Here is a 12242-nt window from a genome sequence, read left to right as displayed (position 1 = left end):
CCTTTTGCAAGAAATGTCCTCCGAAGTGGCTCATAGAGAAAATATGAAGTCAGGTGTTATCGTGAGTGCTATGCGTGTATGTCTATTTGGCACATACGCATGGTGGCCAGTGCCTTTTCGTGGCTTTCGGGAGTGACACCGGCACAGCATCGGGCATCGACGCTGATCGGCACTTCCGGAAGCCGCGCTTTTAATATCAGGGCATTGGAGATCACACAGATGTCGGTGCAGACACCTATCAGTTCAATGCTCTCTGCATCGCCCGCTGCGGCAATGCGTTCGGCCAGTTCCAAAGAGCCGAATGCCGGTTTCTCGATGATTTCCGCTCCGGGAATGAGCAGTTCCTTGACGATTTCCCATCCATTTGTTCCTTTGATGCAGTGTGCTACGGGCAAATGATGACCTTCCTGCGTATGCAGATAATCTTCGGTGTGCGTGTCCTTTGTGTAAAGGATGCGGCATCCTTTGGAATCTTCCTGATAGGCTTTAATTTTGTTTTTTACGTTGTCCAGAATGGCAGCAGCCTCGGGTGTGCCCAAAGAGCCGCTGACAAAGTCATACTGCATGTCAATGACTACAAGGTATTTCATACGATTGGTCTTTTAAAAAAAGGAGGACATCCTTTTGCAAGAGATGTCCTCCGAAGTGAGTAATAGAGAAAATATGAAGTTTTTACTCTGCGCCTCCACCAAGAGCCTGGTAGAGTTCGATCGTACCTTGAATTTTCGCAAATTGAGTACTGATCTTTGAGAGTTGGGCTGACAGCAGGCTCTGTTGGGCAGTCAATACCTCCAGATAGTTGGTTGAACTGTTCTGCATCAACAATTGCGTGCTTTTTACAGCCTGTTCCATGGATTCAATCTGTTTGTCGTTCAGTTTCTCCTTTTCGTCGTTGTTCTGAATCTTGGCGATAGCTGTGTTCACCTCAGCACCGGCATTCAGCAGGGTCTGCTGGAAGGCCAGCTTAGCCTCTTCCTGCTGTGCTTTGGAAATTTTGAGATTGGCTCTCAGTTTTCCATTCTGGAAGATAGGCTGGGTGAGGCTGGCAACAGTTTGCCAGATCCATTTGCCCGGATTGACGATGGTACCCAGGTCGTTGGTCCATCCCAGTGTTCCGGTCAGGTTCAGAGCCGGATAGAAGGCTGAGCGGGCAGCGTTGGTGTTATAGAAGGCGCTGGCCAGGGCCAGTTCTGCGTTCTTTACATCCGGACGGTTGGCCAGTGCGTAGCTCGGAATGCCGGCAGTGATGGTCTGTGGAGCCTTCCAGTCGTTGATGCTCTGGCGCTGGATAGATGAAACGGTTTCGCCCAGCAGGGTAGAGAAACTGTTTTCCACTTCGGTGATCTGCTGCTCCAGGTCTACAATCTGAGCGCATACATTATAGTAGTTGCCCTCGGCCTGTGCTACGGCTGCAGAAGTGGTCTGACCCACGTTCATCAAGGCCTTGTAGGTTTTGATGTTTTCCTGCCAGATATCTGCGGTAGCCTTGCTGACATTCACCTGCTCGTCGAGCATGGCCAGTGTGTAGTAATAGTTGGCGATGGTGGCAATCAGCTGAGTCTGTACTGCCTGTTTGTAGGCCTTGCTGCTCTCCAGCTGTACCTGAGCGCGCTTTTTGGCGTTACGCAGACTTCCGAAGATGTCTACCTGCCAGGAAGCACTCAATGGAATGGTATAGGTCTTGTTGGCCTTGGCCCAGTCTACTGAGCTGAAACCGCCCTGGGGGGCAAAGGCAAAGCTCGGGAAGAAGGACAGCTTGGCTGCTTTCAGTGAGGCTTCGGCCTCTTCAATGCCGAGAGCGGCAGTGCGCATGTCTGTGTTGTTCTGCAATCCCTTTTCAATCAATGACTGCAAGGTGGGATCGGTGAACAGAGAACGCCAGGGCAGGGCAGCCAGTCCGGCAGAGTCGGCAGACTCTTCAACGGTGGCTCCATACAGACCGTCGGTCTTGATGTCGGCCGGGCGTTCGTAGTTGCTGTAGATACCACAACTGCTCAGCAGGGCAGTTGTGGCAAGTGTGAATACTATTTTTTTCATTTTTCTAATTTCTTCTGGTTTTCTGGATTAAGAGCACTGCGCTCAATCAGGCTCTGCTCGCGCTCAGCCTGGATTTGCTGGTTGGCTTCTTCGTGAAGTGCCGGACGGATCTTTTCCTGCAGATACTCGAAGGTGATGAACAATACCGGTACCATGAACAGCAGGGCGAGAGTTCCGATGAGCATACCACCGACAACACCAGTACCCAAAGAACTGTTACCGTTGGCGCCTGCTCCTGTGGCGAACATCAAAGGCAACATACCGAAGATCATGGTCAACACGGTCATCAGAATAGGACGCAGACGGGCCTGAGCAGCTGAGTAGGCAGCTTCGATGATTCCCATACCCTGACGGCGACGCTCCAATGCGAACTCAGTAATCAAGATCGCGGTCTTGGCCAGCAAACCGATCTGCATGATCACACCGGTCTGCAAGTAAATGTTGTTCTCCAGTCCGAAGATCTTGGCGAACAGGAAGCTACCCATCAAACCGGATGGCACAGCCAGAATAACGGCCAATGGAACCAGGAAGCTTTCATATAAGCAGGACAGGATCAGGAAGATCAAAACGATACACAGACCGTAGATGAATACGGTGTTGTTTGAACCGGCTGTTTCTGCCTCTTCACGGGACATACCGGCGTACTCGTAAGAGTAACGGCTTGGCAATACCTGAGAAGCAACTTCCTCGATAGCCTTCTGGGCCTGACCACTTGAGTAACCGTCGGCCACGTTGATGTTACATGGGATGGCATCGAACAGGTTGAAACGGTTGGCCACCTCAGGACCCATGGTCTTCTTGATGGTTACGAACTGGCTTACCGGTGCCATCTGGTCTCCGTTTCTGACATACAGACCGTTCAGTGAGTTCTCATCCAGACGGTATTTCGGATCAGCCTGAATCATCACACGGTATACCTTAGAGAACTGGTTGAAGTTAGATGCGTAGATACCTCCACAGTAACCACCCAGAACATCCAATACAGAAGATGGAGAAATTCCGGCACGCTTACACTTGGCAGCGTCCACGTCTACACTGTACTGCGGGAAGTTGATATTATAAGAGGTATAGGCCATTGAGATTTCCGGACGCTGGTTCAAGGCTCCGAGGAACTTCATGGCGTTCATGTAGAAGCCTTCAACATCGCCACCGATACGGTCCTGCAACTTCAAGTCGATAGAGTTACCCATACCGTAACCCGGGATCATACCCGGCTGGAAGGCAAATACCTGAGCTTCCTTAACGCTTTGCAGCATCATGTTCAGCTTACCCAGAACGGCATCAGATGTCTGGTCTTTGCCCGGACGCTCATCCCAGTCTTTCAGACGGATGATGAATGATCCGTAAGAAGTACCCTGGCCGGCGATAAATCCGTAACCGGAGATCTTAGAGTAGTGGTCTACTTCCGGAATGGTCTTGATGATGTTTTCTACCTTGTCCATAGTCTTCTGTGTCTGTTTCAGGGTGCTACCCGGAGAAACGCTCACATTGACCATAACGGTACCCTGGTCTTCCTGAGGAACCAAACCGGTCTTGGTGGTGTTCATGAAGTAAACCAGCAATACGATAGAAGCGACCAAAGCAGTCCATACAACCCATCTGTGGTGGATCATGGCCATCACACCTTTCTTATATTTACCCATTACGGCGTTGAAAGAGGCGTTATAGGCTGCGCGTACACGTCCGTTGAAACTCTTGGCGCTCTTGTTGCCGTCGGCCGGCTTCAGCCACATGGCACAAAGGGCCGGACACAAAGTCAAGGCGTTCAAGCAGGACAGACCTACTGAAGTGGCCATGGTGACACCGAACTGAGTATAGAAGATACCTGACGTACCGCCCATGAAGGTTACCGGAACGAACACGGCCATGAACACCAATGTACAGGTGAATACCGCCATAGTTACGTCAGAAAGCGCGTCTTTAGTAGCGAGATAAGATGATTTGTAACCCACATCGAATTTTGCCTGTACGGCCTCAACTACTACGATGGCATCGTCCACCACGGTACCGATAGCCAACACAAGGGCGAACAAAGTCAGGATGTTGATACTGAATCCTGCAATCTGCAAGCAGGCGAAGGTACCTACCAGAGATACGATGATTGAGATAGAAGGAATCAAGGTACTCTTGAAGTCCTGCAAGAAGAAGTATACCACCAGGATAACGAGGATGATGGCGATAACCAAAGTTTCTACTACCTCATGAATAGATGCGAACAGGAAGTCGTTGGAACTCATCAAAGTCATGAACTTGGTTCCTGCCGGCAGATCCTTGCTGATATCATCCAGCAACTGGCTTACGCGTTCGTTTACCTCGGTTGCATTGGAACCGGCTACCTGATATACCATGAAGGTACAAGACGGGTGTCCGTCCATGGTACCGTCGAAACTGTAGGACAGGTTACCCAATTCTACATCTGCCACATCCTTTACACGCAATACGTTTCCGTCAGGAAGGGTGCGTACCACGATGTTTTCGAACTGCTCGATATCGGTGAAACGACCACGGTATTTCATGGTGAACTGGAAGGTATTCTCTGAATTCTCTCCCAAAGCACCGACCGGGGCTTCCAGGTTCTGCTCGTTCAGTACGGAAGTAACGTCTGATGGAATCAAGCCATACTGGGCCATGATGTCCGGCTTCAGCCAGATACGCATACTGTAGGTATCACCCATGGCCATCACGTCACCCACACCCTCAACACGCTTGATCTGTGGCACTACGTTGATATCCATATAGTTGGACAGGAATGACTTGTCGTAACGGTCGTCCGGACTATACAAGGCACCGATCTGCAAGAAACTGGTCTGACGCTTTGAAGTGGTCACACCGATCTTGGTTACCTCGGCCGGCAACAGACCCTGTGCCTTGGAGACACGGTTCTGTACGTTTACGGCAGCCATATCCGGGTCGGTTCCCTGTTTGAAGAACACCTGAATGGTAGCCGTACCGGAGTTTGTTGCGGTAGACTGGATGTAGGTCATGTTTTCTACACCGTTGATACTTTCCTCCAAAGGTTGGATTACCGCTTTCATCACCGCGTCGGCACTCGCACCGGTATAGGTGGCCGATACTTGGACGGTTGGAGGAGCAATGTCCGGATATTGTTCAACTGGCAGAGTGGCCAGAGAAATAAAGCCCACGATCAAGGTCAGGATGGATATGGACATGGCCAGGACCGGACGTTTGATAAATATATTTCCTTTCATTATTTTAGTTTCCTTTCTTGAAACAAATCTTTTAATCCTTTATTCTATTATTTCTTTTTTGGTGCAGCCTGCTGTGCTCCGGCAGTTCCGTCTACAGAAACACCTTCACGAACCAATCCGGCTCCCTCGGCAATGATCACCTCGCCCGGTTTCAAACCTTCGGTAACGATGTATTCCTTACCGTTGTTGATCTTGGAAACTTTGATCTGTGCGCTGACAGCCTTGCCGTCGATCACCTTATACACCAAAACCTTGTCCTGCAATTCAACGGTAGCCTCCTGTGGGATAACCACGCAGTTGTTGTAGTGTGCCGGAATGATAATGTTACCGGATGAACCGCTGTGCAGCAAATGGTTCGGATTGTTGAAGGCTGCACGCCAGCTGGCAGTACCGGTGCTTGGGTCAATCACACCACTGATGCTCTCCACGCGTCCGCTGTCGGCATAAATGGTACCGTCGCTCAACTGCAGCTGTACGGACGGCATCTGCTTGATGGCTTCCTCAGGAGAACCGTACTGGCGGGTGAGTTCCAGCATCTCGGTTTCGTTCATAGAGAAATATACATACATCTGAGAGTTGTCGGATACGGTAGTCAGCGGCTGGGCCATGTTGCTGCCCACCAAAGCACCCTGACGATAAGGCAGCACGCCTACAACGCCGTCAGCCGGGCTCTTCACTACAGTGTATGACAAATTGTTTGCGGCATTTACCTTCTGGGCCTTGGCCTGCTCCAAAGAAGCCTTGGCGCTGAGCAAATCGTTCTGGGCTTTCTGTAAGTCAAAGTCAGAAACTACCTTCTGGTCGTACAGCTCTTTTCTGCCCTTGTAATTCAGTTCGGCAGTAGCCACAGCAGCTTCGGCTGCCTTCACGTTGGCAATTGCTGTAGACAGGGCTGCCTGATAAGGCACCTGGTCGATGATGAACAAAGTCTGTCCTTTCTTGACACGCTGTCCTTCTGTAACCAATAATTTCTGGAGTGTTCCACCTACCTGCGGGTAGATTTCGATGTCTTGGCGACCGCGGATGGTTGCCGGATAGCTAGTACTTAATTCTCGTGTTTGTGTTTGTACTGTCATTGTCTTGTACGCAGTTGCTGCCATAGGCGGTTGTTCCTTTTTGCAACTGTTCAGAGTGAACATACAAAGTAAGGCTGCAAAGGAAGCAGTCATAATTTTCTTTTTCATAATTTGATTTTTGAATTAAACTATTCTATTTTACCGGGCAAAATTACAAATAAATCGGATGATGGCAGGTTGCAATTATGGAACTTTTTTTGTAATTTTGGGAACTAGGTTCGTTTTTGAACAATTTTCCTCTGAAATAGACAATAATTAATAGACGTAAAAAAAAGTAATATGTTGCAACCAGATTTCTCAGAATCGGAATATTACAATTGCTTTCACACTGATTTGCAGGATATTCCATCGTTTATGATGGCCCCCTCACGGCAGGTGGTTCTGTTTGTCGAGAAGGGAAGTGCTCTTGTGTCTGTGAATGAAAAAGAATACAGAGCCAAGGAGAATGTCATGCTGTTTATTCAGCCTGATTCGGAAATAAAGTTAATAAATCATACAAAAGATTTTAAAGTCTTTTTTGTTTCCTTTTTGCGAAGCATTATGCATGAGGTGGGGCAGCGTCTGGAGCCCCGTTTCTTCGGGCTTCTTTTTCATAAAGTCCATTGGTTCATCATTCCGGAGGCGCGCGACAGTGTGCGCGGCTTCTGTGCTTTGTTTGAGTATGCCTATAATGACAAACGCAATCCTTTCCGTCACGATGTCATCACTTCGCTGATCGAGGTCTTCATCAAGGGTATCTACGGAGTGGTGATGGAGTATTATCCGGATTTGAAAAGCAATGACACGCTGCGCATCCAAACGCTGTTCAAGCGCTTTATGTTTCTGCTGGAGAACAACTATACGCAGGAGCACGGAGTGCAGTATTATGCCGAGCAGCTGTGCATCTCTTCCAAATATCTGACGCAGATTTGCCGGCGTGTGCTTCAGAAAACCCCCAAATCGTTGATCGACTATAAGCTTTTCTCGGCGGCACTCGGCATGCTGGACCGCACCGACAAGACGGTGCAGGAGGTGAGCAATTCGCTGGGCTTCCCGGACCAGTCTTATTTCAGCCGCTTTTTCAAGCGTTGCATGGGGGTGTCTCCGGTATATTACCGGCAGAATCCCGGAAAGGTGCATGTGCCGGCCTTTGAAGAATTCTAGTCGCTTCGTTCATTCAGGCGCTTCATATAAAAAGAGTCCTATTAAACTCCGCTTCTGAGAGTGTAATAGGACTCTTTTTGTATTGAGAACCCCGAAGGGCGGTTTCCTATGGCTTAGGAGTTCATGCTCATCAGGAACTCTTCGTTGTCTTTTGAACGCTCCAGCGGTTCCTTGATCTTGTTCATGGCCTCTACCGAGTTCATGTCGGACAGGAAGCGGCGCAATACCCACATGCGGTCCAGAGTGGTCTTGTCATGCAGCAGGTCGTCGCGGCGTGTGCTGGAAGCCATGATGTTTACTGCCGGGAAGATACGCTTGTTGCTCAGCGTGCGGTCCAGCTGCAGCTCCATGTTACCGGTACCCTTGAATTCCTCGAAGATTACCTCGTCCATCTTGCTTCCGGTGTCGATCAGGGCGGTAGCGATGATGGTCAGTGAGCCGCCGTTTTCAATGTTACGGGCCGCACCGAAGAAACGCTTCGGCTTGTGCAGGGCGTTGGCATCCACACCTCCGGACAACACCTTGCCGCTGGCCGGAGATACGGTGTTGTAGGCACGGGCCAGACGGGTGATGGAATCCAGGAAGATTACGACATCATGGCCGCACTCTACCATGCGCTTGGCTTTTTCCAGAACGATGCCGGCAATCTTCACATGGCGCTCGGCCGGTTCGTCGAAGGTAGAGGCAATCACCTCGGCATTCACCGTGCGGGCCATGTCGGTAACCTCTTCCGGGCGCTCGTCGATGAGCAGCATGATGAGGTAGGCTTCCGGATGGTTGGCAGCGATGGCGTTGGCAATGTCCTTCATCAGCATGGTCTTACCGGTCTTCGGCTGGGCCACGAGCAGGGCACGCTGTCCCTTACCGATTGGGGCAAAAAGGTCTACGATACGGGCCGAGAGAGAATCGTTGTATCCCTTGCACAGCTTGAACTTCTCGTCCGGGAAGAGGGGGGTGAGGTGTTCGAACGGCACACGGTCGCGCACTTCGCTCGGCTCTCTTCCGTTGATTTGGGTCACGCGGATGAGCGGGAAATATTTTTCTCCTTCCTTCGGCGGGCGTACAGGACCCTCTACCACGTCACCGGTCTTCAGACCGAAGAGCTTGATTTGTGAGTTGCTCACATAGATATCGTCTGGCGAAGAGAGATAGTTGTAGTCGCTGGAACGCAGGAAACCATATCCGTCGGGCATGATTTCCAGAACACCCTGTCCGGTGAGGATATCGCCGAAGTCGTATACCGGCTGCGGTTCGGGAGCCGTTTCCTTCTTGCTGGGTGTTTCGGTGCTGCTCTCAGGCAGGGTAGGCATGGTCCAGGAAGTATCTTCGGGGATGACACCCTGCGGAATGTTGTTGTCGGGATGCAGCTCCAGGCCCTCGGGCACATTGAGAGTAGCCGAAGGTTCATTTTCCGGCACGGCCACTTCCTGTTCGAAAGGCAGGTCCTGCAGGATAATGAAATCCGGTTCTTTGGCAGAGAAAAATTCTTCTTCGGAGATTTCCGGCTGTGCGGGTTTGTTTTCTGTATTTTCAGTAGTGTCTGGAGTTTCCTTTTTCTCTTCGGTGCTTTCTGGAGCCTCGGTCGGTTCCGGTGAACCGGTCTCTACAGTCTCGTTCTGCTGCTCGGCTGCCTGTGCTTCCAAAAGGAACTCAGGGATGGAATCATCGTTGGAATTGTTGGTGAAGTCAAAGTCTTCAAAATTCAAAGACAACGGATTGTCTTTTTTAGTTTCTTTCTTACTGGTGCGTGTTTTCTTTGTGTTTTCTTTCGGTGCAGCTGCTTCGGCCGGTTTTTCGGTTGCTTCCGGAGCCGCTTTCTCTTCTTCGGCTGCTTTTTCCGTTTTGGTCTTTCTGCCCCGTTTCTTGGCTGGGGCTGCAGTTTCTGCCGCCGGCTCCTGGCTTTCCGGTTGTGCGGCCTTGGTTTCTTCGGCCGGAGCTGCCGGTGCCACTTCTTCGGCTACGGGTTCTGCGGCCTTGGCTTTGGTGGTTTTCTTCTTCAGGTCAAAGTTTTCGCCACTGCCCTGTGAGGCCGAATAGACATGATCGCTTTCCTTCTTGGAAATTCTTTTGCGTTTTGTTGCTTTGGTCTCCGCAGCCTTTACCTGTGCGGCTGCCGACAGTTCGGACTGTGTGTCGATGATCTGATAAATCAGGTCGATCTTTTCATCGGCCGACTTGATCGAGATGCCCAGATCACGCGCAATATCCTGCAACTGCTCCAGAGACATTTCTTCGAGTTCACTTTTCGTGTGCATATATAATAAAATTGAAATTTTAATTTGAGGCCTATCCACACTCCTGATTCGGACGGTATATGGACCGGGCAAAAAATTAAGAATATGAAAAATAAATTGGATGGATTTGATGCGATAAGAAATTAGCCGCATCAATTGGTTGTGCAAATATACTTCTTTTTTTTGTATCTTCCTGTTTTTTCCGGTCTTTTTTTCATTTTCCGAACAAAAATTTTTTTCTTGGCGGCAGGGTGGCAAAAAATGTGTATTTTCGCACGAAATTTAATAAGTATATGGCATTAGTAAATTCATATCTGCAAGTAGAAGGACTTACCCGCAGGGTGGGCGACCGCGTGCTTTTCGAGAATCTTTCTCTGGGTATTGCCGAAGGGCAGCGCGTGGGACTTATCGCCAAAAACGGAACGGGCAAGACTACTTTACTGAATATTTTGTGTGGACTGGACTCGTACGACGAGGGTAGTGTGGTGTTCAAGCGTGATCTGCGGGTGGGATACCTGCAGCAGTCGCCGGTGTATCCGCCCGATCTGACCATCATGGAGGCCTGCTTCTGGCATGGAAATTCCGTAACCAGTCTGATTAAGGAATATGAGCAGTGCATGCAGACTCCGGGCAACCCCGGACTGGAAGAACTGCTCGACCGTATGGATCAGGAGAAGGCCTGGGACTATGAGAGCCGTGCCAAACAGATTCTCTCAAAACTGAAAATCTTTGATTTCGACCAGAAAATCCGGCATCTTTCCGGTGGTCAGCTCAAGCGTGTGGCCTTGGCCAACATCCTGATCACCGAACCCGACCTGCTGATTCTCGATGAGCCGACCAACCATCTGGACCTGGATATGATCGAATGGCTCGAAAAGTATCTGAGCCGCAGCTCGCTCACCTTGCTGATGGTGACCCACGATCGCTATTTCCTGGACCGTGTGTGTACGGAAATCTTTGAGCTCGACAACGAACAGATCTATACGTACAAAGGTTCCTACAGTTATTATCTCGAGAAACGGCAGGAGCGTATTGACGCCATGAACGCCGAGATAGCCCGTGCCAACAACCTTTATCGCACGGAACTGGACTGGATGCGCCGCATGCCTTGCGCCCGCGGACATAAGGCCCGCTACCGTCAGGAAGCGTTTTATGAGCTGGAGAAGGTGGCCAAGCGCCGCATGAACGAAAAGAGCGTGTCGCTCGAAGTGAAATCGTCTTATATCGGAAGCAAGATTTTCGAGGCAGAGTATATTTCGAAGAGTTTCGGTCCCGACAAGGTGATTCTGAAGGACTTCTTCTACACCTTCTCCCGTTATGAGAAGATGGGTATTGTGGGAAACAACGGAACGGGCAAGTCTACCTTTATTAAAATGCTGCTGGGCGAAGTGAAGCCCGACAGCGGACGCATTGTGGTAGGTGAGACCGTGCAGTTCGGGTACTATTCGCAGGAAGGCTTGCAGTTTGACGACCAGATGAAGGTGATTGATGTGGTGCGCAACGTGGCCGAGTATGTGGACCTGGGCGGCGGCCGTCATCTTTCTGCCATGCAGTTTCTGCAACACTTCATGTTCTCGCCCAAGCAGCAGCAAAGTTATGTGTATAAGCTGAGCGGTGGCGAAAAGCGCCGTCTGCATCTGTGTACCGTGCTGATGCGCAACCCGAACTTCCTGATTCTGGATGAGCCGACGAACGATCTGGACATCGTGACCTTGCAGATTCTGGAAGAATATCTGCAAAACTTCAAGGGATGCGTCATTGTGGTGAGCCACGACCGTTACTTTATGGATAAGGTGGTGGACCATCTGCTGGTGTTCAACGGTCAGGGCGATGTGAAGGATTTCCCCGGCAACTATTCGCAGTATCGCGAGTGGAAGGATGAGCAGGACCAGCTGAAGCGTGAGGAGGAGAAGCAGCAGCGCGAGAAGGAGGCGAAGGAAGCTCCGAAACCGGCGGCTGCCCGCAACCAGAATACGGAGAAAAAGCGTCTGACCTATAAGGAAAAGCTGGAGTTTGCCCAGCTGGAGAAGGATATTGCCGCGCTCGAAGAAGAGAAGAAACAGATTGAGGAGGCTCTTTGTGGCGGTACGATTTCGGTGGAGGAGATTACCGCTCTGTCCAAGCGTCTGCCGGAGCTGAACGACGAGCTGGACGAGAAGAGCATGCGCTGGCTGGAGCTGAGCGAGTTTGAATCGTAACGGACATTTTGACAAAAGGATAATCAGAGACCCTGAGACTGGCATTTTTCCGCACGGGATTCCCTGCGGACAGAATTTTCGCCAGTCTCAGGGCTTCTGTTTTTCTATATGAATCTGATTCACAGGATAACAGCCGCTTTTGTGAAAGTGTATCTTGAAGAAAATGCCTTGCATCGGGGAGTACGAAAATGCGGCAAAACGGACCGGAAGATGGTTCATCTGCAGGAAAATGCCGTTTCCTGACGATGATTTGCTGAAGACATCCTGATCTTTTTCTTTCCCGATTGTGGTTTTTCCGCATCGGAAATCTGCATATTCATGCTCTGCATGGCGATAAACTGCATG

Annotated in this window: 7 protein-coding genes; 2 read left to right on the top strand and 5 right to left on the bottom strand. The window is 50.3% G+C overall.

What is annotated here, in order from left to right; all coding sequences use genetic code 11:
• Positions 1 to 68: 68 nt before the first annotated feature.
• The 4 genes from DXA74_RS02910 to DXA74_RS02895 all read right to left on the bottom strand — a co-directional run bounded on the left by DXA74_RS02910 (position 69) and on the right by DXA74_RS02895 (position 6430).
• Entirely contained in the window at positions 69 to 590 is a 522-nt protein-coding gene (locus DXA74_RS02910) for a cysteine hydrolase family protein (protein ID WP_118525328.1), read from the bottom strand.
• Between the two features lie 82 nt (positions 591 to 672).
• Positions 673 to 2037, bottom strand: coding sequence for a TolC family protein (locus tag DXA74_RS02905; protein ID WP_118525327.1), 1365 nt, complete (start codon positions 2035 to 2037; stop codon positions 673 to 675).
• Positions 2034 to 5246 (bottom strand): efflux RND transporter permease subunit, encoded by a 3213-nt coding sequence (locus DXA74_RS02900; RefSeq protein ID WP_118525326.1) that lies wholly within the window; start codon positions 5244 to 5246, stop codon positions 2034 to 2036. The genes DXA74_RS02905 and DXA74_RS02900 overlap by 4 nt, the downstream gene beginning before the upstream one ends.
• A 47-nt stretch (positions 5247 to 5293) precedes the next feature.
• Positions 5294 to 6430 (bottom strand): efflux RND transporter periplasmic adaptor subunit, encoded by a 1137-nt coding sequence (locus DXA74_RS02895; protein ID WP_199666060.1) that lies wholly within the window; start codon positions 6428 to 6430, stop codon positions 5294 to 5296.
• Between the two features lie 171 nt (positions 6431 to 6601).
• Here DXA74_RS02895 and DXA74_RS02890 point away from each other — a divergent pair, with 171 nt between their 5' ends.
• Positions 6602 to 7465 (top strand): AraC family transcriptional regulator, encoded by an 864-nt coding sequence (locus tag DXA74_RS02890; RefSeq protein ID WP_118525325.1) that lies wholly within the window; start codon positions 6602 to 6604, stop codon positions 7463 to 7465.
• A gap of 113 nt (positions 7466 to 7578) precedes the next feature.
• On the opposite strand, the gene rho is transcribed toward DXA74_RS02890, so the two are convergent.
• On the bottom strand, positions 7579 to 9720 hold the full coding sequence (rho, locus tag DXA74_RS02885; protein ID WP_118525324.1) for a transcription termination factor Rho: 2142 nt from the start codon (positions 9718 to 9720) through the stop codon (positions 7579 to 7581).
• Between the two features lie 272 nt (positions 9721 to 9992).
• On the opposite strand from rho, the gene abc-f reads away from it, so the two are divergent.
• Positions 9993 to 11897 (top strand): ribosomal protection-like ABC-F family protein, encoded by a 1905-nt coding sequence (gene abc-f / locus DXA74_RS02880; RefSeq protein ID WP_118525323.1) that lies wholly within the window; start codon positions 9993 to 9995, stop codon positions 11895 to 11897.
• Positions 11898 to 12242: the final 345 nt, after the last annotated feature.

This window comes from Bacteroides sp. OF04-15BH (genome assembly GCF_003477995.1).
GTDB lineage: Bacteria > Bacteroidota > Bacteroidia > Bacteroidales > Bacteroidaceae > Paraprevotella.
This window is presented reverse-complemented; position numbering and strand designations above follow the sequence as displayed.

Bases quoted from the DNA above. Each gene is read 5' to 3' on its own strand.
- DXA74_RS02910 (WP_118525328.1), bottom strand. From the start codon at position 590: ATGAAATACCTTGTAGTCATTGACATGCAGTATGACTTTGTCAGCGGC.
- DXA74_RS02905 (WP_118525327.1), bottom strand. From the start codon at position 2,037: ATGAAAAAAATAGTATTCACACTTGCCACAACTGCCCTGCTGAGCAGT.
- DXA74_RS02900 (WP_118525326.1), bottom strand. From the start codon at position 5,246: ATGAAAGGAAATATATTTATCAAACGTCCGGTCCTGGCCATGTCCATA.
- DXA74_RS02895 (WP_199666060.1), bottom strand. From the start codon at position 6,430: ATGAAAAAGAAAATTATGACTGCTTCCTTTGCAGCCTTACTTTGTATG.
- DXA74_RS02890 (WP_118525325.1), top strand. From the start codon at position 6,602: ATGTTGCAACCAGATTTCTCAGAATCGGAATATTACAATTGCTTTCAC.
- rho (WP_118525324.1), bottom strand. From the start codon at position 9,720: ATGCACACGAAAAGTGAACTCGAAGAAATGTCTCTGGAGCAGTTGCAG.
- abc-f (WP_118525323.1), top strand. From the start codon at position 9,993: ATGGCATTAGTAAATTCATATCTGCAAGTAGAAGGACTTACCCGCAGG.